The 25,981-nt window shown below is 41.3% G+C and carries 24 protein-coding genes; 11 read left to right on the top strand and 13 right to left on the bottom strand.

Annotated features, from left to right (window positions below; translation table 11 throughout):
• Positions 1-5 precede the first annotated feature (5 nt).
• The 4 genes from ATHSA_RS08985 (at position 6) to ATHSA_RS08970 (ending at position 4,939) form a co-directional block, all read left to right on the top strand.
• Positions 6-1,136 carry a DNA-binding transcriptional response regulator gene (locus ATHSA_RS08985; RefSeq protein ID WP_161848759.1) on the top strand — a complete coding sequence of 377 codons (1,131 nt, stop codon included), beginning with the start codon at positions 6-8 and terminating at the stop codon, positions 1,134-1,136.
• Positions 1,133-2,668, top strand: a complete 1,536-nt coding sequence (locus ATHSA_RS08980) for a tetratricopeptide repeat protein (RefSeq protein WP_161848758.1) — start codon at positions 1,133-1,135, stop codon at positions 2,666-2,668. The genes ATHSA_RS08985 and ATHSA_RS08980 overlap by 4 nt, the downstream gene beginning before the upstream one ends.
• Positions 2,665-3,609, top strand: a complete 945-nt coding sequence (locus tag ATHSA_RS08975) for an aldehyde ferredoxin oxidoreductase N-terminal domain-containing protein (RefSeq protein ID WP_161848757.1) — start codon at positions 2,665-2,667, stop codon at positions 3,607-3,609. Before ATHSA_RS08980 ends, ATHSA_RS08975 begins: the two co-directional genes overlap by 4 nt.
• 421 nt (positions 3,610-4,030) lie before the next feature.
• Positions 4,031-4,939, top strand: a complete 909-nt coding sequence (locus tag ATHSA_RS08970; protein ID WP_161848756.1) for an asparagine synthetase A — start codon at positions 4,031-4,033, stop codon at positions 4,937-4,939.
• Between the two features lie 25 nt (positions 4,940-4,964).
• Here the strand turns inward: ATHSA_RS08970 and rpmE are convergent, their stop codons facing one another.
• From rpmE to ATHSA_RS08905, 13 genes are read right to left on the bottom strand one after another with little or no spacing between them, the layout of a single operon-like run.
• On the bottom strand, positions 4,965-5,168 hold the full coding sequence (rpmE, locus tag ATHSA_RS08965; protein ID WP_161848755.1) for a 50S ribosomal protein L31: 204 nt from the start codon (positions 5,166-5,168) through the stop codon (positions 4,965-4,967).
• Positions 5,169-5,180: 12 nt separating this feature from the next.
• Positions 5,181-6,254: a lysylphosphatidylglycerol synthase transmembrane domain-containing protein gene (locus ATHSA_RS08960; protein WP_161848754.1), complete on the bottom strand. Its 1,074-nt coding sequence runs from the start codon at positions 6,252-6,254 to the stop codon at positions 5,181-5,183.
• Positions 6,251-8,233: a CBS domain-containing protein gene (locus ATHSA_RS08955; protein ID WP_161848753.1), complete on the bottom strand. Its 1,983-nt coding sequence runs from the start codon at positions 8,231-8,233 to the stop codon at positions 6,251-6,253. Before ATHSA_RS08955 ends, ATHSA_RS08960 begins: the two co-directional genes overlap by 4 nt.
• Entirely contained in the window at positions 8,230-9,915 is a 1,686-nt protein-coding gene (locus tag ATHSA_RS08950) for a cell division FtsA domain-containing protein (protein WP_161848752.1), read from the bottom strand. Before ATHSA_RS08950 ends, ATHSA_RS08955 begins: the two co-directional genes overlap by 4 nt.
• Entirely contained in the window at positions 9,912-12,182 is a 2,271-nt protein-coding gene (locus ATHSA_RS08945; RefSeq protein WP_161848751.1) for an endonuclease MutS2, read from the bottom strand. Before ATHSA_RS08945 ends, ATHSA_RS08950 begins: the two co-directional genes overlap by 4 nt.
• Before the next feature lie 3 nt (positions 12,183-12,185).
• Entirely contained in the window at positions 12,186-13,007 is an 822-nt protein-coding gene (locus ATHSA_RS08940; protein WP_161848750.1) for a PorV/PorQ family protein, read from the bottom strand.
• Positions 13,008-13,018: 11 nt separating this feature from the next.
• The gene (locus ATHSA_RS08935; RefSeq protein WP_161848749.1) at positions 13,019-14,893 is read right to left on the bottom strand and encodes a hypothetical protein; all 1,875 of its coding nucleotides are present in this window, start codon (positions 14,891-14,893) and stop codon (positions 13,019-13,021) included.
• A 28-nt stretch (positions 14,894-14,921) separates the two neighbouring features.
• On the bottom strand, positions 14,922-15,464 hold the full coding sequence (gene rsmD / locus ATHSA_RS08930; protein WP_232060085.1) for a 16S rRNA (guanine(966)-N(2))-methyltransferase RsmD: 543 nt from the start codon (positions 15,462-15,464) through the stop codon (positions 14,922-14,924).
• Positions 15,464-17,776 carry an ATP-dependent DNA helicase RecG gene (recG, locus tag ATHSA_RS08925; RefSeq protein WP_161848747.1) on the bottom strand — a complete coding sequence of 771 codons (2,313 nt, stop codon included), beginning with the start codon at positions 17,774-17,776 and terminating at the stop codon, positions 15,464-15,466. Before recG ends, rsmD begins: the two co-directional genes overlap by 1 nt.
• Positions 17,777-17,781: 5 nt before the next feature.
• Entirely contained in the window at positions 17,782-17,931 is a 150-nt protein-coding gene (locus ATHSA_RS08920; RefSeq protein ID WP_161848746.1) for a hypothetical protein, read from the bottom strand.
• Positions 17,924-18,436, bottom strand: a complete 513-nt coding sequence (hpt, locus tag ATHSA_RS08915) for a hypoxanthine phosphoribosyltransferase (RefSeq protein ID WP_161848745.1) — start codon at positions 18,434-18,436, stop codon at positions 17,924-17,926. Before hpt ends, ATHSA_RS08920 begins: the two co-directional genes overlap by 8 nt.
• Before the next feature lie 9 nt (positions 18,437-18,445).
• On the bottom strand, positions 18,446-19,081 hold the full coding sequence (locus ATHSA_RS08910) for an MBL fold metallo-hydrolase (RefSeq protein ID WP_161848744.1): 636 nt from the start codon (positions 19,079-19,081) through the stop codon (positions 18,446-18,448).
• Positions 19,078-19,530, bottom strand: a complete 453-nt coding sequence (locus tag ATHSA_RS08905) for a SoxR reducing system RseC family protein (protein ID WP_161848743.1) — start codon at positions 19,528-19,530, stop codon at positions 19,078-19,080. The genes ATHSA_RS08910 and ATHSA_RS08905 overlap by 4 nt, the downstream gene beginning before the upstream one ends.
• Before the next feature lie 56 nt (positions 19,531-19,586).
• Here ATHSA_RS08905 and ATHSA_RS08900 point away from each other — a divergent pair, with 56 nt between their 5' ends.
• Genes ATHSA_RS08900 through fliD form a run of 7 tightly spaced genes read left to right on the top strand, consistent with a single transcriptional unit; the run spans position 19,587 to position 25,872 of the window.
• On the top strand, positions 19,587-20,936 hold the full coding sequence (locus ATHSA_RS08900; protein ID WP_161848742.1) for a GlmL-related ornithine degradation protein: 1,350 nt from the start codon (positions 19,587-19,589) through the stop codon (positions 20,934-20,936).
• Positions 20,917-21,336: a ribonuclease HI family protein gene (locus tag ATHSA_RS08895; protein ID WP_161848741.1), complete on the top strand. Its 420-nt coding sequence runs from the start codon at positions 20,917-20,919 to the stop codon at positions 21,334-21,336. The genes ATHSA_RS08900 and ATHSA_RS08895 overlap by 20 nt, the downstream gene beginning before the upstream one ends.
• Positions 21,329-21,829 (top strand): hypothetical protein, encoded by a 501-nt coding sequence (locus ATHSA_RS08890; protein ID WP_161848740.1) that lies wholly within the window; start codon positions 21,329-21,331, stop codon positions 21,827-21,829. Before ATHSA_RS08895 ends, ATHSA_RS08890 begins: the two co-directional genes overlap by 8 nt.
• On the top strand, positions 21,826-23,037 hold the full coding sequence (locus ATHSA_RS08885) for a glycosyltransferase family 4 protein (RefSeq protein ID WP_161848739.1): 1,212 nt from the start codon (positions 21,826-21,828) through the stop codon (positions 23,035-23,037). Before ATHSA_RS08890 ends, ATHSA_RS08885 begins: the two co-directional genes overlap by 4 nt.
• Entirely contained in the window at positions 22,982-23,617 is a 636-nt protein-coding gene (locus ATHSA_RS08880) for a hypothetical protein (protein ID WP_161848738.1), read from the top strand. The genes ATHSA_RS08885 and ATHSA_RS08880 overlap by 56 nt, the downstream gene beginning before the upstream one ends.
• A gap of 42 nt (positions 23,618-23,659) precedes the next feature.
• Positions 23,660-24,004, top strand: a complete 345-nt coding sequence (locus ATHSA_RS08875; RefSeq protein ID WP_161848737.1) for a flagellar protein FlaG — start codon at positions 23,660-23,662, stop codon at positions 24,002-24,004.
• Positions 24,005-24,012: 8 nt separating this feature from the next.
• Entirely contained in the window at positions 24,013-25,872 is a 1,860-nt protein-coding gene (gene fliD / locus ATHSA_RS08870; protein WP_161848736.1) for a flagellar filament capping protein FliD, read from the top strand.
• Positions 25,873-25,981 lie beyond the last annotated feature (109 nt).

The following is a 25,981-nucleotide window of genomic DNA, read 5'->3' as shown; positions in this document are numbered from 1 at the left end:
GAAATGTGAATATACTCGTTCCATTAGATCTTGACAAACAGGTGAATTTCGATCATAAAAATTACACAAAAATAGAAGAAGAAATCTATTCTCAATTTTGGGATCTCATTGTCGTTGAGAATAAAGACGATTTCGAAATCGCCTCAAAGTTTGTCGACAAAGATAAGATACTTTACGCAGGTGAGAATTCTATAGAAGGCGCTATTAGAGTTTCCAAGGCAGATGTAGGGCTTTTTGTAGAGATCTTTGTGAAGATGGCTCAAAGGGAGAATGAGATAGAAGTACTTAAGAAAAATCAAGATTTGCTTTTCGAGCCTATAAATCTCAGTTCGAAGATGTCTGTCGCTTACGATAAACTTTCCAAAATAGCGAAATCGAGGGCTTCAATAGTTATCGCAAAGGATGGATTACTTGAAGAATGGATACTTTCAAAAATCGTAGGAGATCATGATACGCTGGATTTTAAATCCATTCAAGAAGAAGAGGTTATGCTAAACCTTTTTGGTACAGCAAACCATCTTCCCAAACTTTTAAAACATACCCTTGTGGTGCTTACGAATTGCGATGACGTCTCCTCTTCGCTGCTTTTTAAAATGGCGATGGCAGTTTCTACAGGTCGTTTTTCTTCTTATGGAACGGATCAGGATCAAAGGTGCAACTCGAGAATTTTGTTTCATTTTGTTGAACAGCAGAACATACCCAAGCCTTTGATTCAAATAGCCGGCCTTAACACCGTCGTAATTCCATCTCTTGAGGAAATATCCGAAGATATCCCGATGATTTTCAGGTACGTGGTTTCCATGATGGCCCAAAACACAAAGAATTCCTCTTTGAATTTTTCGGAAAATATAAACGAAACTTTGAAAAAAGAAAAGTGGCCTGAAAATTGGAGAAGTTTTTTTAATTTTTGCAAGGCATTCATCGGTGGAGAGGTTACCTTCAGAAGGGATATAAAAGAAATTTCGGAAATTCCAAAAATGAAGGATTACATGGAAGGGATTATAAGAGAAGGCGAGATGGCAATAATAAAAAGGGCAATGGAAATCTACAAAAAAGACAAAAAAAAGATCTCCGAGGCGCTCGGGATAAACGTAAAGACTTTAAACAAAAAGATCAAAATTTACAATTTGAAATGAAGGTTATATTTTATCTTTCTTTAGACCCACAAAAGGCAAAGGAAGAGAACCTTCCTGTTTCTCTTCCTTTGATCGGCGATGATTTTGAAAAGGCTGTCAAAAGCAACAGACTCGATCCGGATATGATCTTGAGAGGATTGAGAGCCCAGATAGAGACGGGGAAAAAGGTAGAGTATTACCTGCCGTATTTAGTTTATTTTCTCTACGATAGGGCAAGATTTTTCATAAATGAGGGAAATATGAATATGGCAAGGGAACTCGTCGGGGAGGCTGCCAGTTACAAAAAAGATTATAGATATCCACTTCATCTTGGAATAATAGAAAGAATAGATGGCAATCTCGAAAGATCGGAGATTCTCCTTAAAGAAGCGCTTGCTATGAATTCTGAGTATCTGCCGACAAGGTTAGAACTTGCGAGAACACTTATGGAAGAGAAAGAATATGAAGAGGCAATAGAGGTGTGTAAAAGGGCGCTCGAGATAGATCCATCCTTCTCCCTTTTTTACGTCGTGATGGGTGATGCGTACCTTGCCAGCGGAGATTACAACTCGGCCATAGCGCTGTACCGTCAGTCTCTCTCCATTGACGGCACGCTTCCCGTTCATTGGAGAATAGGAGTTGCCGCAAATGCACTCCAAAAATTTTCTCTTGCCGAAAAAGAGTTCAGATCCTCGATCGAGAGCAACGAGGGAAATCTTAACTCAAGATACAATCTTTCCTATGCCCTTTACCGACAGGGAAAGATCTTCGAAGCAATAGAAATTTTAAGGTCTCTCGTTAAAGAGAACAAATTGCCAGAATTTTTTACAGAACTCGTGATTCTCGAAAAGATCGCCGGCCTTTACGAAGAGGCCCTCAAGGATGTTGAAGAAGGTCTTAGCCTTGGAATTGAAGAAGAGGGCTTTTTGGTTGCCGCAATAGATCTTTACGCGTTAAATGGAATGATAGAAAGGGCCCTCGAGTTGTGTGAGAAACTTCCCGAAGAACTCTCTTCATCGAGAAAAACGCTTATAGAGTTTCAGGATGAATGGGATCTGACAATCGAACTTTTAGAGGTTGCAAAATATATGAATACCGGCAATTCAATGATCAAAAAAAGAATCGAAGAAATAAAAGCAGGATATATAGGGAAAGAGACGATCTTTGACCTTTCTATGTTGAAAATCGTTGAAATTGCGATTGAGAAACATAACCTGCACTTTTACTCGGCCGAGTCCTTCATAACACGTGCATCTCTTGCTTTTTCGGGATCCTTTGATGTCACGGCGTTGCTTACATTTCTTTACAGGGTTTATTTCTACATTCACGCCCTTGGATACACCACCGATGAGTCGATAGATCAAATTATACCGCAAATAAGCGATATATCGTGGAAGATAGGAAGTGCCATTGCAAAGGTTATGGATGAACGCCATCCCGTGACAAAGAAAACGGATGTAAAAGGAATCGCCGAGTACATAACGTATCTTATGATCTCCGAAGAAGTCGATCCCGATCTCAAAGATCTCATCGAAATGGTTGTGAATAAATGAAAAATATAAGATTATTAAAGATAAACCTTTCAAAAAAGGAAATATCGACCTTTGAAATGGATCCGAATTTGATAGGCGGGAAAAAACTCGCCCTTGAATTGATCCATCCGTCCGATCCTTTTTCGGAGTCAAATACCCTTACAATCGCAACTGGGCCATTCACCGGAGAGAATGGCATTCCTCATGGAGGAAGATTTGCCGTGGCCACGAATGGAATTGACGGTACAAAAAGTGTCAGTTCGACGGGTGGAAGGTTTGGAATAGCCATGAAATCGATCGGATACGATGGCATGGTAATTGAGGGAAAGGCAAAGGATCTTTCTTACATTTACATAGATCATTCGAAGATCGAAATACTCGACGCATCTTACTTAAAAGGGACAAATTCGTCGGAATGCAAAAAGTTTCTTTCGGACGAAAGATCGATTGTCGCATGCATAGGTCCGGCAGGAGAGATGCTTCTTCCTTTATCCGTTATACTCTTTGACGAATCTCCAGCCGGTCGCAACGGTTTCGGTGCGGTGATGGGAAGTAAAAATTTAAAAGCGATAAAGATCTTTACAGATGAAGTGATAAATGATCCATGCTTGGAATGTCCTGTTAAATGCGAAAAACGTTTAAGCGATCACTGGGAAAAGGCCGGTGCCACCTTCATGAAATATGTCAAAGACGAAGAAAGGGTAAAGAAGTTTGTCAAGTTGTGCAACGATCTTGGTGTCGATTCTTTGGGTGCGGGAGAAATAGTCGAAGATCTTCCAAAAGACCAAAAAAATCTTTTAGATCTTTTAAAAAATCAAAAGTTCCGGACTTTGCGCGCACGCGAAGATCCGGTCAAATATATGATGGATACCTTCGGATTTTGTGCTTTTTCTTATGGTATCTTAAAGATCGAGGATTATCAAAGGATAATAAGAAAATTCAATTTCGATTTTGAACTTTGAACAAAGATTTGTTCTATCCGTCTAATAAGTGAATACCCCCTATCCCCCTTAATTTATAAAAAGGACCCTTTATAAGGGTCCCTTATTTTTAGAATTTTCAATTCTCAATTTTTTACTACATGCCACGTGCTACGCGCTACGCGCTGAATTTGGATCATGACCTATTGACAATTTAAAAAAATAGTGGCATAATATATTAAAGTTTCTTGGAAATATGTTTCGAGTTGATATAATGGTAAAATTATGGAAATAAAGGCGGGAAAAATGAGTAAATTCTTGAATTTAATTTCGAAAATCAATAACAACAATAATAATAACTCAATCGGCATCGGTCGGTTGGGTTAGTTTGTTGTTGAGAATATACCCAAAGGGCCGATGAGAAAAATCATCGGCCCTTTAAAATTTTTTAGGAGGTGTTTTTATGATAAAGGTTGAAAAGCAGATTGGAACAAAGACTGAGGTTCTTCAGATCTCGAGCGAGTTGATCTCCGAGATGGGACAATTCTTAAGAAGGGAGGGATTCATAGAGATTTTGCCGGTCATAATTTCACCGATAACCGATCCTCTAAATCACAGCGTTCTTGATGCTTCAATAGATTATTACGGTGGAAAGTATTCCCTTACCAAATCCATGATCTTTCATAAGCAGTTAGCGGTGAGGACCTTTCCTAAGATCTTCATATTCTCTCCAAACGTAAGGCTTGAAACGGATGATAAATCATCGACAGGCAGACACCTGATAGAGTTTACCCAACTCGATCTCGAAATAAGAAATGCAAAAAGAGATGACATTCTCGATCTTATAGAGAGAATGTTCGTAGATGTATTCAAAGATATAGATGATAAATTCGGAGAGATCGTTAGAAAGATGAATCCCCACTTTTCAATTCCCTCAATACCATTTAAACGAGTTAAGTATCTCGAAGCGTACGAGAAGTATGGCCCAGATTTTGAGAGTATCCTCTCAAAGAGTGCAACTGAACCATTCTGGCTTATAGATATACCGATAAAGGAAAGAGAATTTTACGACAGGCTTGATGGAGATGGTAAGACCCTTGTCGATATGGACCTTATATATCCTTACGGATTTGGAGAAGCAATTTCAGGAGGAGAAAGGGAGTACGATTACGAAAGAATCCTTTACAGAATGGGACTTAAGGGGAATAAACCCGAAGATTTTGAATGGTATCTCGAAGAGGTAAAAAAAGGAATCCCGCCTTCGGCCGGTTGTGGAATAGGTGTGGAAAGACTTACAAGATTTGTGTGTAACCTTAAGAGCGTTGCCGAGGCGAGATTGTTTGCAAAGGTTCCGGGAAAGATGTCTATATGATAGAAAACAGCCCTTTGGGCTGTTTTCATTTTTTTGCGTACTTTTTGTTGAACCTTTCAACCTGTCCTTCGATGTCCACTATGTTTGTTCTCTTTCCGGTAAAGAAAGGATGGCACGCAGAACAAACTTCGAGCGTTATCTTCTCCTTTGTGGATAATACTTTATACTCTGCCCCGCAGGCGCATGTGGCCGTTACCTCGTGTAACTGTGGATGTATACCTTTTTTCACTTCAAAAACCTCCTATTGCGATTTCTCATTTATTATAACATCTTTTTCTTGATTTGTAAGTTTCATACCTCTAAAAGATTCTATTATTACAACCACAAAGCCTATTAAAAGTGGCATGAAATATCTCAAAATGCTCCACTCTATCGTTATCGTTGCGATGTATTTTGCTGGTATAAAGGCTGAATAAAACAGATAAAACTCTCCTTCGGCCGTTCCTGTAGCGCCAGGAGTTGGAGAGTAATAAATTATGAGCGTTGCGAGTGCCTGAACTGCAAAGATATCGATAAAACTTTGAAGATCTCCGCCTAAGAGGTTAAGAGAGGAGACTATTGGAAAAACAAGCATTAAACCAGCACCACTTGAGATGATGGAAAGCAAAAAGACCAAAACCAAAATATGAGGTTTTTGAGAGAATGCTTTTGCACTTGTCGCGTACTTTGCTATCTCACCGTCAAATTTTTCGAGTAAATTTTCTACTTTTGGTCTTAACTTTTTGCTGAAAGTGAAGATCGATATTACCTTTCTTATCGCTCTGAAGAAAAGATTGTAAACGCTCCTGTTGAAATTGAAGAGGATCATCAAAACTATTATCGCCGTCGAGATCGAAAATCCTATAATCGCAAGGGAAGTGGCCGAAGGCACGCTACCGAGTAAGATGAGAGCCCTTCCAAGACCGAATATTGCCATTATCTCTATTGCCCCTTGCCACGCTATGAATTTGAATACGATGATTGAGGTTGAAATGCCGGGTGAGACTCCAACTTTGTTCATGTAGACGATCTGCATTGGCTGACCGCCGACTGAAGAAGGAGTTATCATTCCAAAAAAGTTTGAAATGATAGTGGCTTTTAAGGATTGGAAAAAACTTATCTTTGATTTTGAAACTCTAACGAGGATATACGTGTTGATGGCATCCGTTATCCATGATACCAAAAGTAAAACTACGCCAAAGAATCCCCACCATGATTTTAGAAAAAAATCATCGAGGAGTTTTAAATTTATCCCTCCGCCAAAAGAATTAAGCAGGTATATCGTTACGGCCGAGACGAGTCCTATTACGAGTCCGTAAATGATGAATCTTTTCATTTTTTATTCATCACCACTTTGAGCGCTTCCTCCTCATCTGTTCCATCGTTGATCTTCATCTCGAGAATTTTCTCGAGCGTCTTTCTTATTTCCATTCCTTCAAGTCCGTACATTTTCTTAAGTATTGCCCCGTTGATCTTTTCGAGTTTTACCTTCGATATTTCAAAATATTCAAAGACCCTTTCTTCTTCATCGTAAGAAAGAGCGAGCAAAGTTTCCAATGGCAAAGACTTTAAGGTATTGTAGAGTGAAAATTTGCTCTTTGGATTTGAAATGGAGGAAAGAAATTTCGTGTCCTGAAGCAATGAAAATGAATTGACGATTTTCATTGGCATTCCATACATCTTCATCGTTTCTATTGCTCTTTTTAAAGGACATTTTTTTAAAATCAAAAGGATCATCGCGTACAATTTATTCGTCTTTGAAAAGTTTTCTGATCTTGCAATGGAGAAAAACCTTTCAAAATCGATTCGAGAATCGCAAAAGAGCGCGGAGAATATTCCATAATTTTGGTAAAGGGAAAATATCTGAGCGGCCCTTTCTTCTTCCATCGATCTTTCAAGTTCCGCCCTTATGCGGGAAGGGCTTACCGATGATAAATACCCTCCCTTTATCGCTTTTAAAAGGAGTATTTCCGTGTTCGGAGACAATTTGTAATCAAACCTTCCGACATACCTTAACGCTCTTAGGATCCTTGTCGGATCCTCGATAAAACTTAAAGTGTGGAGAACTCGTATTTCTTTTCTTTTTATGTCTTCAAGTCCTCCAAAAAAATCTATTATAACCCCAAAATTTTGCGGAGTTAAATCCATTGCCATGGCATTTATCGTGAAATCCCTTCTGTAAAGGTCACGCCTTAAATTCGATCTTTCCACCTTCGGCAAAGTTCCGGGCTCTTCGTAGTATTCCGTCCTCGTCGTTGCTATGTCTATCGAAATTCCGTTGAATTTTATCGTCGCCGTACCGAATTCGGGATATGTAAGACATCTCACCTTTTTTTGATTTGCAAATTCCTTTGCGAACTCTATGCCGTCTCCCTCGATCGCTATGTCCACGTCTAAACTTTCCTTTGACATTATAAGGTCCCTTACAAAACCTCCGACAGCGTAAATCTTTTGCTTTTTTGAAGATGCGAAATCTCCAATATCTTTGAGAATAGAAAGTAATTTTGGAGAGATGATATTTTCGATCTTGCCCTCTATACTCAATCTTTTTTCGTAATATGTTCTGTCAACCATTGCCCTGACAAGATCTCTTCTCGTTATTATTCCCGCGATCTTTCCCTCTTCATCGAGAACGGGGATCCTTCCTATGTTGTGAATTGCCATCAATTCCCCAACTTTACTTGCCGGATCTTTCAAATTCACCGTCACAGGAGGAATGCTCATTGCCATCGAAAGATCTTCGATTCCGGCCTTCAATGCTCTGTCTACATCTTTTTTTGTTATCATCCCAACTACGCGATCCTCTTTGTCTAATACCGGCAGACCCGTTAAACTCGTTTTTTCGATTATTTCTTTTACCTGTGAAAGGGATGTGTCTATCTTTACCGAGGTTACAGGGCTTGTCATTATCTCGGCCGCTGTGAGATCTCCTTTTTCTAAAAATTGTGAAAATCCCCATAAAATCGCACCCTTCTTCACGCAAAAGGCGAGTGCGAGGATGTCATCAACGCTAACGTGTGGACTAAGCAACGCATGAGTCTTTGAATATATGGCAAAAGCAAACAACTGTGCGTCTCGAGATGAAATCTTTATCTTTATCTTTTCTATTTTTCTTACAAGTTTAGAGGTATAACACTTTTCTTCCTCTGTTATTTGCTTTTGGGGATATTTTTCGAGTTTCTCGTATTGAGAAAAATTTTTAACCTCTTCCGAGCCTTCACCAGCGAGTGCGATTCTCGACGAAGGATGGAGGTACTTCCACGCAACGGCACTTGCGAGTCCATCCAACGTTGCCGGAAAATATTTTATTCTCATATTTCGACCCGTACTTCGTCATTTTCTTTGAGAACTGTACTTTCGTTAACTGCCTTACCGTTCACAAAAACTTTCAATCCATCGAGAGTGAAATGGAGAAATTCAAAAAGATCGGCAATCGTGAGATCTTTTTTGACCTCAACTGTGTCTCCGTCATTTATGATATCGTCCAAGGACGCATCTTTTGAATTTATTTTTACGTGTGGAAATAATTCTATTTCTTTTCCATCTATTTTTATTTTTAAAGGTTTGACTATGTCCGAAACCTTTAAGGCTTTAGAATGTCCATCTGAAGGCGTTATCTCTATAATGTCTCCATCTTTGACTGTACTTTTTAAACTTTCAATTTTCCCGTTTATTTTCACGACCGGATCCGGCAATTCTCCGCTTACTATGCGTACCTCGCCATTTAGCGTGTAGGTTATGCCGTTGCTCGGACTCCCTATCATCTTTTTCACGTCGAACCCGCCTTGAATAAGCGTCTGGAAGACATCCTCCCTTCCGGTTAAATTCATTATCTGGACTGGCTGTCCGTTTAAAGTTATCCTTTTGAAGATCTTTCCAAGGTTGAATCTCGACGAGTAAAGAATTCCCACAGGCGTTATGAATTCGCTTCCCTTGAGTTTTTTCGTTTGGTCTTTTATGAAAGATATGTTTTCGACATTTCTGAGAGCGATTCTTGTTTTTGGAAGGGATAACTTTTCGGCAAGCATATCAACGAAGTGCGGCACCTTTGCGCCACCGCCAACTATCATGACGGCGGCCGGAGTTTTTCCGTTTATGTCCATTATCGCCTTCGATATTTCTTCCGTTATAGTATCCACAACTGAATCTGTAACCTTCAGACACTCTTCTCTCGTTATTTCGATCGGAATTCCGAGCACATTTTCAACGCTTATCTTTTCGAGATCTAAAGATCTCTTAACCTTTTCTCCGTCCTGAAAGGAAAGAAGAAATTCATCGCATATCTTTTCGGTTATCTCATCACCGGCCATAGGTATCATGCCGTAAGATGTTATGGCACCGTTATTGCTTATCGCTATGTCTGAAGTGCCTGCCCCAACATCTACAAGTGCAAGGTTAAGCCTTCTCAGATCTGCCGGTACCACAAGATTCATGGCCGCCATGGGCTCGAGTGTGAGATAATTCACCGTCAAATGTGAAAGTTCCATGACGGAAAAAAGTGCCTCGACGATTCTCTGCGGCAAAAAGGCCGCGATAACGCTTACCGAGGCATCCTCTCCAAACTGGCCTATGAGGTTTCTAACCTCTTCTCCATCTACAGTGTAACGGAGAACGGAATATCCAACGCAATAATCGCGCCCGCCCTGATTTTTTTCTATCGCATCAGAAAGGGCTTTGAATTCAAGAGATTTGAGGTAATTTTCGTCTATTTTTGAGAATGGTATTCTGTCTGTCGCCGTGCCCGTTATGGTCTTTAAAAATCTGCCGGCAACGGCCGTCGAAGTTTCCACAAGTTCGACATTATTTCTTTCTTCAAGGGCTTTTTTTACCTTTAAGACGGCGGAAGAAACCTTCGGTACATCATTTATCTGTCCATCGAGCATGGCCCTTTCTTCATGCTCAACAACCTCAAAATCGACTACCTTTATTCCATTTTCGATCTCTTCGGCCAGTATTCCAACAACAGTTCTCGTTCCAATATCAAGTCCAAAGATCATCTGTCCTCTCCTATCACGGTAACTCCGGTTCCACCTTCACCTTCACGCCCAATTCTGAAATTCACATGTTTTGATCTTAAAAATGACCATATCCCATTCGCAAGTTTTCCCGTTCCTTTGCCATGAATTATAAATCCAACCGAATTCGATCTTATCACATGTTCTATGAATTCTTCAACAACGGGTATGGCCTCCTCAACGGTCATGCCACGTACGTCTATCTCGTTTGGAACCCTTTCTTCCTTCACGTAGATCTTTTCTTCTTGAGTTTTAGGCTTTGTGTACATCTCGATCATTTTGCTGGATATCTCAACATTTGATCCGTTGACGTCGAGAACGACTGTGTCTTTTTTGAGGGATTTTATTTTTCCGATAACATTTGTGCCCTTTATACGGGCATACCCTTCGCTTTGAGAAAAGGCATTTTCCATCATCGAATTTTCTATCTCTTTTCTTAAATCGTTGAGTTTTTTAACTCTTGATGCAAGTTCGCTTTCTTCTTTTGAAGATCTTAAATCGTGAATTGCCTCTTCCAATTCTTTCTTCGTCTTTGAGATTTCATCTGAGAGTTTTCTTATCTCTTCAGAAAGCGCGGCCAACTCTTTTGCCTTTAGTTTTTCGAACTTTTTTTCGTATTCGATTTCTTTTTCATTTAATTCCTTCATCTTTTTGTTTATCTCCGATATTTTGATATCGTATTCACTGATGCGACTTTGCAACTCTTCTATTAGAAGATCTTCTTTTGAAAATGACGTGGATCGATGTTTTTTGAAACCTTCTATTATTTCGGAGGAGACACCAATCCTCTCGATTATCTTGAGTGCTCTACTTCTTCCGGGCATGTCCATATGTATTCTGTAAGTTGGAGCCATCTTTTCGATATCGAATCCGACAGAGGCATTTCTGACCATAGATAATGTGTATGCAAGGCTTTTGAGATCTGGCAGATGGGTTGTGACGAAGACCTTTGCACCCTTGGATATGAGTATTTCTATTATGGCCTTTGCAAAGGCAGATCCTTCTGAAGGCTCCGTTCCTTCTCCTATTTCATCGATGAGAATGAGAGTCTTCTCATTTGCAAATTTGCATATCTCATCTTCTCTTATCACCCTTGCGGAGAAGGTGCTCAATTCATTTTTTACCGATTGATTGTCCCCTATGTCTGAATATATGGCGTCAAAGATGGAAAGTTCTGTTCCGTTGCTGGCCGGCACGGGTATGCCAAGCGCACACATCAGAGAAAAGAGGCCGATAGTCTTTAAGAAAGCCGTTTTTCCTCCCATGTTAGGTCCACTGATTATTATAACCCTGTCTTCTTTTCTTATTTCTACATCTACCGGTACCACTTTACTTTCATCTATCAAAGGATTACGGCCCCTTTCTATCTTTATCACACCGTCTTCCCTTATTGACGGAATGACACATGAATTTTTGATCCCATAAGAGGCCTTTGCGTAGATCGCGTCAAATTTCTCGAAATTTTCCATGAGCGATATTATCGAACTCGCATTTTTGGATATCATCTTTATGCCGGTATCCATTATTTTGGATATCTCTATCGATTCTTTTGATCTTGCTATCGCGAGCGCATCATTTAACTCTATCATCTCTTCCGGCTCGATGTAATATGTCAGGCCCGTCGAAGACTGGCCATGTATTATGCCCTTTACAGCGGATCTTTTGGAAGCATCGATTGGGAGCACATACCTGTCGTGACGCTGGATCACAAGTCCTTCGGAGATGATGCCAGATTTTGTGCCTTCGGCTATAAGTGCTTTTATTCTTTCCTCTATTTCGTGCTCGATCGATCTTATCTCTTTTCTTATTCTCATAAGTTCCGGCGAGGAAGTATCCTTTATCGTCCCGTCCGGGTTAAAAGTTCTGTCGCAGTACTCTATGAAACCATTGAAGGGAGTAAGGCTTACGGCAAGATCCTTTAGATGTGGCTTATCTGCAATGATCGTCGAAATTCTTTTTGAAAGTTTGAAAAGATTCGAGAAATCGATCAATTCTTTTGAATCTATCCTCTTTCCAGTCATTACACTTTTCAAAGATTTTTCGACATCTTCAACTGGATAGAGAACAGAGGAGATTTCATCGAAGATCTCGGTTATTTCTCTGACCTCTTCGTAGACCTCGTCGTATTTTTCTTCGAAATTCATTTTGTCAAAATACTTTCTTCCGTAAGGAGAAAATGCAAGAGACTTTATCGTGTCCAAAAAGGTGTAAAATTCAAGTTCTTCAAGAGTTTTTCTGTCAACCTTCAAAATTCAACCTCCAAAATCAGAACTCATCGAAACGGTAAATGGACTCAAAGATTGACCAAAATTCGTGGCATTCAGGAAAGTATAAGAAATAAAAAGATCGAAACCTAAATAGTTATTTATCACAGTTCCAATCGAAAAGGATCCCGTTTGACCGAATGTGCCATTGTATCCCGCACACAAAGAAAAATACTTAGTGATGAAGTATTGAAGGCCGATTCCATATTCTCCAGATGTTATATTTCCAAAAGCGTTAAAGTTTATAGATGAATTCTCATACCCGGCTCCCAAAACAACCTCAACCGGATAGTACTGGACTGTCGATGAAACCCAAGTTATATTCGCAAGCGCGTTTTTCAAAGTCAGGGCGAATTTGAAATTTTGCATTTTGAAAATGCTTCCAAAATCTGCAGAAAAGCCATTTATTATGTCTGTGCCGTAAAAGGCACTTATATTTCCTCCTATCGAGAGTGAATTCATCCTGTAGGCCAAAGATCCGTAAAATCTGTACTGGGAATAATCAGTGTCTATGGCCCTCGTTGTTTGAAATCCTCCTCCCAAATAAAGGTTTCCAAGATTGGTTGTGGCCGAGAGAAAATCATTTCTTATAACGCCGAGATAATGTTCAACGTGAGAAAAGAAGAGACCACCATCGTCTGTGGCAATTCCGGCCGGATTATATGCAATTGATTGGGGCCCGGCATAAACGGTGTAGATGGCGCCTCCCATCATCATGCCAAAGGCAGATGGGTTGTCGATCGTGTCGAGTACATCGGAAAAAACCGCGACGGGAATAAGAAAAAGTAAAACGATGATAACACCCTTCATTTTATCCCACCTCACCGTGAAACCACAAATGATATCGCTTTGGACTGCGTGAATACATTTGGCAAACTTCCTACTCCAACAACAGCGACGTACATGCCGTTCGAAATCGAGGAAGTATCTAACGTGTAGATCAAATTCCCTATTATCTTTACCACGCTCCCAGATTGAGATCCAACGATGCGGCCTCTCATATCGTATACGTATATTTTATAATAACAATCTTTGTTCACGGTCAGGAAAAATTGAACGCTGTGCGGTCCTACCGCGTTTGAAGGATTTGCGTAAAATGAAAGAATAGACGGAGAGGTGCCCGGCTGAATCTGGGTTGTCATACCGAGTGCATAGGTGCCACCCATCGCACTGAAGGTGGCTATCTCCATCCCCACATTCGGAATTATTGGAGAAAGAGTCCATGTTTGACCTGTCTTGGTATAAACTCTTACATTTCCAAAGAGCCCATTCACAAGTTGGCTTGAAAAGTAAAGGTTATACGTGAAAGATGCGATCGGCGTTACGCTGGATGAAAGTGATACACTGTCTGAGATCTGGTTAAAGGTTGAGTATCCTACGTAATTGTTTTGAGGACTGAAAGTCCCCGTGTATACTGCCACAATAGCGCCAGATGGAAAGGCATTCGATGGTATTGTGATCCATCCGTTGTCAGAGAGATATATGTTTGTGCTTCCATTTATCTCATACTTAGTGAAGGCTTGCGATATAGATGGAGCATTCGAAAATTCCGCATTTACACTGACGATCCCGGGGAGGTTTGTGTAATTGTAAGTGCCCGTCCAGAATTGGCCGGTTTTTATCATCTGGATCGTTTGAATTATCGATCCATCCTTTACGATCACGGAAGGCGTTGAATTTGAAGACACAGAAATTATAGACTGATTCGTTCCATTTACAAGTTCTATATTCATTGAATTTGGTGAATTCGTTGCACTTACACGAATGGCCGGCGAAAAAACCATTTGAAGGATCTGACCTTTGTAACTGTACCCGACTATTATCTGCGATAGCGTGTAGGTACCTGCAGAGGTTATGTTAATCGTTGAGGCAAAATCATTTCCGGATGATGACAGGCTAAAGGTCTGAGATTGGCCCGGGGTAATCCAGGTTGCGTAAACGTATGAAATGGCAACATCGTTAGAGTGGTAAATCGAAAAATAAAACTCAACGTTACTTCCAACACTTACGCTTGTCGAAGAAACCTGAACCGGAGTTACAACAAGACCGTCTGGTCCCATCAAGAATCGGGACAAGAGGTATTCTGACATGCCAGATCTTGGATCATTTGTCGAAATCATCGCATCGAGTGTGTAATAATTGCCCGGTAAGAATACCCCGGATGGCGTTATCTTTACAGTCTCATATTGGTCCGGGCCAATCTGGCCCGCATTCGGCGAGATCGTAAGACCAGATGGCGATGAGAAGGCTGTAAAGGTAAGGATCTTCGATCCTATATTCGTTATCTCGCTAAAGACCGATGGCATGTAATTGGATATGAATGGCACTGACACAATAGTCGATTCAACGCTTGCGGCCGGTATATTGCTTGTGAAGGTTGCAACGTTAGAGAGGTATGTTCCATCAGAAGTTATCACCATTCCCACGGCCCTGTAATCGGAATAATCGGTTACGGTGTAATTCCATACATATTCGTTTGATGAGACCGAAGGGTTGTAAAGTGTTTGGGTGGAATTTGAAGAGTAATCGTAAAGTAAAAGGCGCACATTTGAAGGATCAAAAAGAGGAGAGGCCGTCATCGTAAGGGTAACGGTGTAGTTTTTCAGCAAAAACACCGGATTTACCGTTAGATTCAGAGAAACTCCGTAAATCAAAACGGGTACTGCCAAAAAGATAAAGAAGATGAACTTTTTCATATTCTCCCCCCGCTTTATGCCTTGCCGATCAATCCATTTTTTCGTAAAAATTTAGAATCACATCTCCATAAGTTTTTCTATTGCTAAGGTATATAGTCCTTCCTTGATCGGGAGGCAATTCCTTCTCAAAAGACTCTATAACGATAATTCCATCTTTGTTCAATATATCTGGATATCTGTCTATTTCGTTAAAGGTCTCAATTAGCAATCCAGTGCCAAATGGCGGATCGGCAAAGACAAGATCGAATTTTTGCTTTTGGACAAGTCGGCGCAGCGCTATTCTAAAGTCGAGATTTAGTATTTTTATCTTACCATCAATTCTTTCGAGGTTCTTTCTTATTGTATCACATGAACTTTTGGATATTTCAACTATCGTAACACTCCCTGCAGATCTGCTTAACGCCTCGGCCGAAATGATCCCGCTTCCTCCGAAGAGTTCAAGTATATCCATTCCTTCGACGTTTATCATGTTAAATAATGCTTCCCTGACTATGGCAGGCGTGTACCTTGTTCTTTTGTCCGAAACCGAAGATATATTCATTCTCGCGTACTTTCCGCCCGTTATCTTCATCATCCAACCTCCACAAACTTTATTCTCTCTCCATATCTTCTGTCTATCTCCTCAAGAAGGAAGGGATGATCTTTCAACTCGGGATCATTTTCGAGAAGTCTTTGCGCATCCTGCCGGGCCATGATCAAAATTCCTTCATCCTCTATTAAATTCGCGACCTTGAATTCAGGCATACCGTGCTGGCGGGTGCCAATGAATTCTCCGGGGCCACGCATCTTCAAATCGTATTCTGCGAGTTCAAATCCGTTGAATGTATGCTCGAAATATCTCAACCTGTCTACCTCTGATCCATTTGTCAAAAGCAAACAGAAGGATTCATTTCCACTCCTTCCAACCCTTCCCCTTAACTGGTGCAACTGGGCAAGGCCAAACCTTTCGGGATGATCTATGACCATTACTCCAGCGTGAGGGATGTCTATTCCGACCTCTATTACCGTAGTCGAGACGAGCAACTGGACCGATTTATTCAGAAACCTTTCCATGACGTTAGCCTTTTCTTCGGAAGGCATTCTTCCGTGAAGAAGGCCTATTTCGTACCCTTTGAATGGTCCTTCTCTGAACTCTGTGTATATCTTTGTCGCCGCCGAGAGTTCCCACTTTTCCGATTCTTCTATTAAAGGGACTATCCAGAATACTCCGACGCCGCGATCCATCTCTTGCTTTACAAAATCGTAGACTTCCGATCTTTTTGATTCGTTGACTATGAGAGTTCTCGGATTTTTCTTTCCATAAGGCATCTCGTCTATCAGGGTGATATCGAGATCACCGTAGAGCGTCATTGAGAGAGTTCTCGGTATTGGTGTTGCCGTCATTACGAGCGTATCGACGGCCTTCCCCTTTGACATCAATGATTCTCTTTGTTTGACTCCGAATTTGTGTTGTTCGTCTATCACGACAAGTCCGAGGTTTTTGAAAAACACATCCTTTTGAATGAGCGCGTGCGTTCCTATGACAAGATCGATGTCTCCTGAGGCGATGCCATTCTTTATTTCGACTTTTTCAGCATTTGGAGTCGATCCGGATATAAAAGCAATTTTAAGATCCAAATTTTCAAAATCCTTTTTTACCCTCTCGTAATGCTGTCTTGCAAGTACATAGGTCGGTGCCATAAAGGCCGCCTGAAATCCACTCTCTATCACGTCTAAAATCGATATCTCGGCGACAACGGTTTTTCCGCTTCCGACATCTCCGTGCAAAAGTCTGTTCATCATTCTATCGCTTCTGAGATCATTTTCTATCTCCATGATGGCTTTTTTTTGGGCATTCGTGAGTTTAAAGGGCAAAGAAGAGATGAACTTTTTTGCAAGATCGCCTTTGAATTCCTTTGCAACCCCTCCCTGAGACTGGATCGAATGCTTTACCATTAATTTGGATACCTCGAGAAAGAAAAATTCGTCGTAAGCGAGTCTTTTTTTTGATTCCTTTAGATGGTATTCGCTCTTTGGGAAGTGCATTCCGTAAATGGCCGATTTGAGATCTATTAAGTTCCTCGATTTTATGAGTTCTTCGGGCACAGCGTCTTTTACGTAATTGACATATTTTATGTTGTTCTCTATCAAAGATCTCATTACCCCCTGCGATATTCCCGAGGTAAGATCGTAGATTGGGTATATCCTCGGAGGTTCATCATCGATTATTTGAAAGTCCGGCGAGTAGACCTTGAATTTTCCGTATTCAGACTTCACATTTCCACTGAAGGCTATCCTTTTTGCCCTCGATAGCGAATCGTAGAGATATTCCTGATTAAACCATACAAGATACATGTTTGAAAATCCGTCTGTTACTATCATGTTTATTATCTTGAAATTCTTTACCCGTTTTTTCTCGACACTTACAACCTGCGCCGTTGCGGATACCTGCTGGCCGGCCTTCAATTCCAAAATTTTCAGAGGCCTTCTTCTGTCATCGTGGATTCTCGGAAAATGATAGAGTAAATCCCTTACCGTGTATATTCCAAGTCTTTGCAAAAGTTCTGCCCTTCTTGGTCCTATTTTCTTTCCAAACCTTACATCCACATTTGGATCAAGCACTTCACCGTCCGGCTTTGGAGATTCTATGAGATTTTCTCTCTTTAACTTTTCTATCATCGTAAGGCCATTTTTGAGACGGGTTATAACTCTTTCCTGACTCAGATTCGAAAGTCCTAAGAAATATTCACAAAATGCCACAAATCTTTCTTTAGAATCAGGCGTTACAAGCGTGTCTTTGAGGGCCGATCTTATGAACTTTTCAAAGTCATCGGATTTGTACTCTCCATTGAGAGTTTTTTGTATGTATTCTTCTGAAAGGTAAACGAAATCTTCAAAAAGCATATTAATCACTGCTGGAGAGTCTGAATTAAACTGTGTATATTCATTCTCTGAATTTCCATTTCCTCGCTTTGTAGATCAAAATAAATCCTTATCACGACCATTGCAACGATCAAAAGCAAAAAGATAAGGATCATCCCTATCTGACCTTTACGCATTTTCGACCCCGACGAATGGAAGGTTTCTCTTTCTCTGATCGTAATCAAAACCATATCCGACTATGAATTTGTCGTCTATTTCAAAGCCCACGAAGTCCACGGGAACATCTATCTTTCTGTGAGCCTTCTTTTCAAAGAGCGTGGCAACCTTGAGAGTTGCGGGTTTGTACTTTGAAAAGTATCCGAGGATGTAATTCAGCGTGACTCCGGTGTCTACTATATCTTCAACGACAAGTATGTGCTTTCCGTATATACTCTCGTCAAGCCATGATTTAACCCTCACCCTCTCGGTGCTTCCGGTTCCGGAATAACTCGAGACCTGAACAAAAGAATAAAGTACATCTAATTTGATCTCTAAAACGAGATCGCTGAAAAAATGGACGGCTCCTTTCAGAACACAGACGGCCATTATCTCATCTGTAATCGGAGAATAAACCTTTGTTATCTCGTCTCCGAGTTCGACTATACGTTTATGGATTTCCTCTCTTGTGTATAATGTTTGCACAAAACACCTCTACATCTCGAACACGATGACTTTGCGATCGAATTTTTTTATCTCTTCGGGACTTATTTCGAAGATGCCTTTAACTTTTACAACGTCTTTAAAGGCAGAGGTAAAATCCTCTAACTTTCCAAGTTCAAAACTCACGTACTTTGTCATGTAATGCATTGGGAAGATCACGTGTGGCTTTAGGATGTTGGATATCTCTATGGCTTTTTTTGCATCTATTGTAAAGACGCCTCCAACGGGGATCATTATCGCGTCAACATCTTTGAGTTTTTCTATTACGTCTTTATCTATCATGTGGCCCAAATCTCCAAAGTGAGCAACCGTTATCGAACTCGGAAAACGCATCTTGAATATGATGTTGTTTCCTCTCTTTGCACCTTTCTCTTCATCGTGATAGGTAGGTATTCCTTCGATCTTCAAAGTGCCAAAATCGTAAGACTTTGGTTCCTTTATCACCTCAAAGTTTCCTCTCAAAAGATTGTGGGCATTGTGGTCAAAGTGCTGGTGACTTTCTGTCACATGGGTAGGCTTAACATTTGGAATCGGATATCCAACGCTTTTGTCGAATGGATCGGTGACAAGAAAGACTCCTCCATCTTCAATGGCGAAAGAAGAATGACCTAACCACATGAATTTCATTTGAGATCACCTAACCTTTCGATGTTTATATTCGCGGGCGGATCGATCTTTCTTACGTGGTATGGAGAATATTTGTCTTCATGCCTTCTGGTATACCAGTTCAAAATCCAATAATAAATTCCAGCGCCAATCACGGAAAGGCCGAGAGATTCGAGATCTCCAATCTTTGTGAAAGCGACAAGGACCATCGTGCCGCCTATAACGATAACGAGAGGTATACCGTACAGCAAAACGGAGATCTTTGTGGCACTTAAATGCTCTGGCGTTTCGAATTCAACGTAATCTCCTTCTTTTATCTCAACATCCTTTGGCTTTGGCAAAATCGTCTTTGATGAAGACGTAAAAGCACAATGTCCGGACATTGCACATGAAGAACAAGAACTCGTTCCCGTGACATTCACGACTATAGAATTCTTTTCGACTTTTACGACCTTCGCAGTTTCGATCATAGAACTCACCACCTTTCTGCTATAATCATTATAACACTGTTTGAAGGAGAGATAAAGTGAAGATAGATATCTTAACGGTAGAGATAGGAAGCACAACGACGGTTGTAAGTGGATTTAGAATAGGAGATAAACCCGCTTTGTTAGTCCAGGGCGAGCATTACACGACGGTGAAAGAGGGAGATGTAACCTTAGGAATAGATCGCGCGATAAGATCCATTGAAAGCAAGATAGGCGAACATCTTGAATGGGACAAAATGATGGCCTCTTCAAGCGCGGCCGGTGGATTGAAAATGACGGTCCACGGCCTTGTTTACAGCATGACCGTAAAGGCGGCGAAGGAAGCGGCCTTAGGCGCAGGCGCGGTGATTGCGATGGCGACTGCTGGCAAGATCTCGGATGAAACGATCGAGGAGGTAAAAAAGATCTCACCAAAACTCATACTCATCTCCGGCGGTGTAGATAATGGAGAAAGCGAAACTGCCCTTCACAATTCAGAACTTTTTGCCAAAAGCGATATAAATGTTCCATTCCTTTACGCCGGAAATTCTGCCGTTGCCTCGAAGGTGGAAAGAATCTTTAAAGAGAACGGAAAGGATATAACCATTACCGAAAATGTCTATCCTCGCGTCGATCTTTTGAATGTGGGGCCTGTCAGAAAGATAATTCAGGATCTTTTCTCAAAGCACATAATTCACGGCCCGGGAATGTCGAAACTCGAAGGTCATGTCTACGGTAAGATAGTGCCAACGCCTGCTGCCGTCATGAAGGCCGTTGAAATTCTTCAGAAAGAGATGGGAGATTCTCTTGCCATAGATATAGGAGGTGCGACGACAGATGTTGATTCTGTAACGGATGGATCTCCAGAGATTCAAAAGATTCTCGTCTCGCCGGAGCCATTTGCGAAAAGGACGGTAGAAGGAGATCTTGGAGTCTTCATAAACGCTTCAAATGTCGTCAAAAACTTCGAATGGATAAAAGACAAGTTCGGAGATTACGAATCTCTTCTAAAAGAGATAACGCCTTATCCTTCAAATGAGAGAATGGAAGAATTTGTGGTCAATCTGGCCATTGCCTGTGCAACGGAGAGCGTTCTCAGACATGCCGGATACAAAAGATACCTTTACGGCCCGACGGGAAGGATAGAAATCGCCGAAGGAAAGGATTTGACGGCAATTGTTAACATATTCGGCACCGGAGGAGTGCTTAGCAGATCAAAGTGGAATTTTAAGATATTGGATGAGATAAGAAATCTGAGATCAAAACATCCGATGAATTTGCTTCCTCCTGCCGAGGCAAAGATTTATTTCGATTCGAATTACATCTTCGCACCGTGCGGATTGATCTCTCAGATCGATCCAGAGTCCGCGAAGAAATTGCTTTTAGAGGATGTTAAAGTTGCGGGATAAAGTGGTAGTGAGAACTGACGGAGGATCGAATCCCAATCCGGGAAGGGCCGGAATCGCCTTTACAATTGAAAAAGATGGAAAGTTGAAATGTGCTTACTGTGAGGTTGTAGAGGGAAAGATCACGAACAATGAGGCCGAATACATCGCACTTTTTAAGGCTCTTGATTTTGTAAGTAAGAATTTCCCGGATTCGGAAATTCTTGTTCTAAGCGATAGCCAGTTGATGGTAAGACAGATGAAAGGCGAGTACAGGGTGAGATCGAAAAATCTTTTGAAGATAAAGCGCGATGTAGATGAATTGATCGAAAAGATGAATTTCAAAATAGAGTGGAATGGAAGGAATGAGAACAAATTGGCCGATCACCTTGTAAGACTTGTAAGAGGCGAGATCGATGTTTGACAGAATATTCGATCTTTTCTTCTCGCCAAAAAGATTTTTCAAAAGTTCGCACTTCGATCCTTACGATGCCATATTTGCGATATTGCTTTTGTGGATCGTGAATGTTCTGGCCGTCTTTCCAACCTTCAAAGAGATTCCATTCTTTGGAGGCTTTCTTGGCTTTTCATTTGTAATTCTTGGCCTTATAACTTTTTACGCTTTATTCTCAGCCTCTCTTCACATGTTCTTTTCAAAGCAAAGCAATCTCTTCTGGGGCTTTCCTTACGTGCTTATGCCGAATGTATTGACGGGCTGGTTCATATCGATCGGAGTGATGTATCATTTCTATTACATATTGATTGCGATCCCGATAGTATGGTCTGTGATCCTTGAGTTTTATCTTGTCCGTGCAATAATAGGAAAGGGCATTTTGTACACCATTCTTATAAGGCTTATGAGAGATTTCGTCTTTCTTACCATAATTTCTATAATGTTCAGGAGGTGGTTTATGTGAATGTGGGAATGATGACAGATACCTACATTCCGCAGATAAACGGCGTTGCGACCTCCGTACATCTTTTCAAAAATTATCTCGAAGGCATGGGAGACAAAGTTTACGTCTTTGCCCCCGTTGTTCCAAATGAAGAGCCGAACACCTTTAAAGTCAGTGGATTGAAATTCTTCTTCGAACCACAACACAGGTTCGCAGTCCCGCTTTCTCAGAAGATACTCAAAATCTCATCAAAGATAAATTTAGACATTCTTCATTCACACGCGCCGTTCAGCATGGGCTTTCAGGCCATAAGACTGAGTGAGAAGATAGGGATACCACACGTTCATACATATCACACGCTTCTTACCGAGTACAGACACTATCTTCCCATGCCACTTAGACCTACGGAAAACGCGGTCAAAGAATTCAGCATGTGGTTTTGCAACATGGTCGATGCGGTTATCGCTCCAACTCAAAAGATAAAAGAAGAACTCGAAGATTACGGCGTAAAGGTGCCAATTTACACATTGCCAACCGGCATAGACGTTAAGAATTTTCAAAGGAGTTTAAGATATTCGATAAGAGAAAAACATGGAATTCCCCACGATGACAAGATCGTGCTTTTTGTCGGACGGATAGCAAAGGAAAAGAACATCTTCTTCATACTCGAGGCCTTTCTCGAACTTAGAAAGAGGATAAAAAATGCGACGCTTGTACTTGTCGGAGATGGTCCTGAGAAGATAGAGATCATGCACAGGGCAAATCAACTCGGAATAAGAGACAAGATCGTCTTCACGGGATACCTTCCGCGCGATGAGATAATAGAGTATTACAGACAATCTGACATCTTTGCCTTTGCATCAGTTACCGAAACTCAGGGCCTTGTCGTTCTCGAAGCACTCGCTGCCGGTCTTCCGGTTGTTGCAGTTGCGAAGGAGGGGGTTGGAGATGTCCTTGTTGGCGGGAAGGGATGCTTCCTTGTGGACGAGCCCGTTGTAAAGCCATTTGTCGATAACATGGAAAAGATCTTAAAAGACGATGCGCTTAGAATGAGACTTTCAGATGAAGGGTTGAATTACGTCAATCAGTACTGGTCGATGGATACAATGGCCGTTAAGTTGAGAGGCATATATCAAGAAACTTTGTCTTTGACGAAAAAAAGGAGGAAAGAATATGGTACCGAATCTTTTTTTACTTATCTACACAACCTCGGAATACGGCTTTTCTAACAATTCTTTGATATACCGTCAAAACAAGTCCGAAATTCAAAAGGCCATTCTGTGGGTTGTACTCATAGGTCTGGCCCTGTCATTCAATCTTCTCGTTTTTCCAATCGGAATGATGGCAATTCTCACATACGTTGTTTTAACGGCAATACTCGTACTCGCAAAAAAGAGAAGCGATAAGATCTCATGGTATTTTGGAATGGAATTTTTAAATCTTTTGATCGCTTTGATCTTCACCTTTGTCTTTGGAGATTTCGTTGCAAGTCACAATTACATAGAGCCTCCATTTTTGAATTACCTTCTCGGTCTTGTCATTGCATCCGTCGTTATCGCAGACATCTTCAGAAGATCAAACCTTATCGATGTCAAATCAAATGACGCGGATGGAAATTTCGAAAGAATCCTCATCTTCATCTTCGTAATGGCATTGCAGTGGTGGTATCTTGCCATAACCATTGCGGGTATGTTGGTCTACAGGCTTATAAGGTATAGAAAATTCGACAGGATGTGGATTGTAAGTCCTGCGGCCGGTGTGGGAATTGGCTTTTTTTGGCTTTTGCTTATGAACTTGGGATGGATTTAATTTTCTTTTAAAAATGCCGATAATTATATCGGAGGGATATTTATGGACATAAAGGGTATTACTTCTGATAGCGTACCGGCAAATAATAATACATTGCCACAAAAAGATCAAAACATTGTTCAACCGGTTGTTGACAATAATATCAACGATCGGCAAAATGATCAAAAAATGAGTTTGAAAGATGTTGGAAAGAAACTCGATCAATTCCAGCAGATAACGAAGGTTTCATTCAAATACGAAATAACGAATAATCCAGACATGATAATAATAAAGATAGTCGATCAAAAAAGTGGCGAGGTCGTAAGGCAGATCCCGCCAGAAGAGGCTGTAAAACTCGCCAAAGCCATAGATGAACTTTTGGGAGTTTTCATAGACAAACACGTGTGAGGTGAGAAATGAACATAAATGGCAATAACCTGAACATAAGCAATTACCTCTCGATGCCCATATCGATGTCGGGAGTCGCAAGTGGGATAAACTGGCAGTCTCTTATTTCTCAAATGATGAGTGTCTCCGAGCAACCGCTAAATTCTTTGCAGGCCCAACTTGCCCAGATTCAAAATGAGCAAAATGTCCTCGAAAATCAATTCAAGCCTATGTTAGAAAATTTTCGTGAGTCCCTCCTTACGCTCGAACTGCCATCGACCTTTTTGGGAACGACGGCGAGCCTTTCGAGTCCGAACAACATGAGTGTGGTAACGAACTCAAACGCGATTCCGGGATCTTACCAGATAAAGATAGATAACCTTGCCACCTTTACAACGATAAATCCCACAAATACAGTCGGAAAGTCCATAAGCCCGTCCGCGACGCTTTCAACACTTAACATAAGGACTCCAATAACCGCGGGTTTCTTTACGATAAATGGCGTTCAGATAAATGTCAATCCTTCAACTGAATCTTTAAATGACGTTATAAATTCCATAAATTCTTCATCCGCTGGAGTTACGGCATCCTACAGCGCCTCGACAGACACGCTTGTTCTTACGGGCAATTCAAATGCCGTGATAAACATAGGATCCTCTTCGGATACCTCGAACTTCCTTTCGGCCACATACCTCGCAAACGCTCCGGAGACTCTGAACTCGAGTGGATATACGACGGTCTCTTCTACAACCCATCTCGGTGCGGTGAGCACTGGCTTTACGCTTTCTCAACTTGGAATAAGTTCGGGAAGTATATCTATAAATGGATTTACTATAAATGTGAGCGCTACCCAGACGCTTTCTAACTTCATCTCACAGATAAACTCTTCGAATGCCAATGTGACGGCATGGTACGATCCAAATGCCGATAAGGTCTATCTCAAATCAAACGTTGGTGGTCCCGTTTCGATAAATGTCTCCGAAACGAACCCGTCGAGTCCTACAGGAGTGCTCACAACCTTTGGATGGGCAAATGCGACACAAACTACGGGTCAAAATGCCCAGATCGAGGTAAGCCAGAATAACGGTACGACATGGACGACCTACACGAGTTCTACGAATAAAGTCACAAACGCAATTCCCGGGGCAATAATAAACCTTTACTCTCCCACTTCAAATCCTGTAACCCTAACGATATCTCAGGACACACAAACACCTGTCAACGCAGTCCAGAACTTCGTCAATTCTTTCAACAACATAGTCAACTGGATAAATACCCAGTACAACCAGCAACCGCCGCAGACCAACAGCGCGAGCGCCTCTGCGACGACAAGCGGATCGGCTCAAGGAGTGCTTTATCAAAACCAGATTTTGAACCAGGTCCTCTCATCGATGAAAAAACTCGTCTACCAGATGGTGCCGGGCCTTTCCTCATACAATTCCTTCCCGTCAGTTGGTATTACGACCGGTGCCGTTGGATCGGGATGGTACCAGACGATGGCCGGAACGCTTTCATTCGATCCGTCCCAACTCGTTCAGGCCCTTCAAAACAACGCACAGCAGGTTTACGAGATGTTTGCAAACAACCCGACAAGTCCGAATGGTAACCCCTCCGTTGGCACGGGTATAATAGAGCAATTCGATAACACCCTTTACCAGTACACCCAGTTTAACGGGATAATAGATCAGTATGCCTCGAATCAAGGGTACCTTGGATCGCGCATGATCTCCTTGAATGAACAGATATACCAGACCGCGACCATGTTAAAGCAGCAGGAACAGATGTACATAAGCCAGTACACGGCGATGGAACAGGCAATAGCCTCTCTTTCGGGTCAGGGAAATCTCATAACGAGTACGGTAGCATCATTTACATCTCCGAGCCGGTAAAGATCGATATATATAAAAAAATAAGGGCCCTAATAAGGGGCCCTTTTGTATAATTAAGGGGGATAGGGGGGTATTTCGTTTATTTAGACGAACCTTTTTGGATTTGGTT

The sequence above is a fragment of the Athalassotoga saccharophila genome, from assembly GCF_009936215.1.
GTDB lineage: Bacteria > Thermotogota > Thermotogae > Mesoaciditogales > Mesoaciditogaceae > Athalassotoga > Athalassotoga saccharophila.
Note: the sequence above shows the minus strand (reverse complement) of the source record. Positions and strands in the feature narration are given on the sequence as shown.

What these genes read in the sequence shown, in the direction of transcription:
- ATHSA_RS08950 (WP_161848752.1), bottom strand. Translation starts at nt 9,915, where the DNA reads ATGATCTTTGGACTTGATATTGGAACGAGAACTGTTGTTGGAATACTG.
- ATHSA_RS08875 (WP_161848737.1), top strand. Translation starts at nt 23,660, where the DNA reads ATGGACATAAAGGGTATTACTTCTGATAGCGTACCGGCAAATAATAAT.
- ATHSA_RS08970 (WP_161848756.1), top strand. Translation starts at nt 4,031, where the DNA reads ATGATAAAGGTTGAAAAGCAGATTGGAACAAAGACTGAGGTTCTTCAG.
- ATHSA_RS08880 (WP_161848738.1), top strand. Translation starts at nt 22,982, where the DNA reads ATGGTACCGAATCTTTTTTTACTTATCTACACAACCTCGGAATACGGC.
- fliD (WP_161848736.1), top strand. Translation starts at nt 24,013, where the DNA reads ATGAACATAAATGGCAATAACCTGAACATAAGCAATTACCTCTCGATG.
- ATHSA_RS08955 (WP_161848753.1), bottom strand. Translation starts at nt 8,233, where the DNA reads ATGAGAATAAAATATTTTCCGGCAACGTTGGATGGACTCGCAAGTGCC.
- ATHSA_RS08920 (WP_161848746.1), bottom strand. Translation starts at nt 17,931, where the DNA reads ATGCGTAAAGGTCAGATAGGGATGATCCTTATCTTTTTGCTTTTGATC.
- recG (WP_161848747.1), bottom strand. Translation starts at nt 17,776, where the DNA reads ATGCTTTTTGAAGATTTCGTTTACCTTTCAGAAGAATACATACAAAAA.
- ATHSA_RS08975 (WP_161848757.1), top strand. Translation starts at nt 2,665, where the DNA reads ATGAAAAATATAAGATTATTAAAGATAAACCTTTCAAAAAAGGAAATA.
- ATHSA_RS08910 (WP_161848744.1), bottom strand. Translation starts at nt 19,081, where the DNA reads ATGAAATTCATGTGGTTAGGTCATTCTTCTTTCGCCATTGAAGATGGA.
- ATHSA_RS08895 (WP_161848741.1), top strand. Translation starts at nt 20,917, where the DNA reads ATGTTAAAGTTGCGGGATAAAGTGGTAGTGAGAACTGACGGAGGATCG.
- ATHSA_RS08960 (WP_161848754.1), bottom strand. Translation starts at nt 6,254, where the DNA reads ATGAAAAGATTCATCATTTACGGACTCGTAATAGGACTCGTCTCGGCC.
- ATHSA_RS08890 (WP_161848740.1), top strand. Translation starts at nt 21,329, where the DNA reads ATGTTTGACAGAATATTCGATCTTTTCTTCTCGCCAAAAAGATTTTTC.
- ATHSA_RS08935 (WP_161848749.1), bottom strand. Translation starts at nt 14,893, where the DNA reads ATGAAAAAGTTCATCTTCTTTATCTTTTTGGCAGTACCCGTTTTGATT.
- ATHSA_RS08905 (WP_161848743.1), bottom strand. Translation starts at nt 19,530, where the DNA reads ATGATCGAAACTGCGAAGGTCGTAAAAGTCGAAAAGAATTCTATAGTC.
- ATHSA_RS08980 (WP_161848758.1), top strand. Translation starts at nt 1,133, where the DNA reads ATGAAGGTTATATTTTATCTTTCTTTAGACCCACAAAAGGCAAAGGAA.
- ATHSA_RS08940 (WP_161848750.1), bottom strand. Translation starts at nt 13,007, where the DNA reads ATGAAGGGTGTTATCATCGTTTTACTTTTTCTTATTCCCGTCGCGGTT.
- rsmD (WP_232060085.1), bottom strand. Translation starts at nt 15,464, where the DNA reads ATGAAGATAACGGGCGGAAAGTACGCGAGAATGAATATATCTTCGGTT.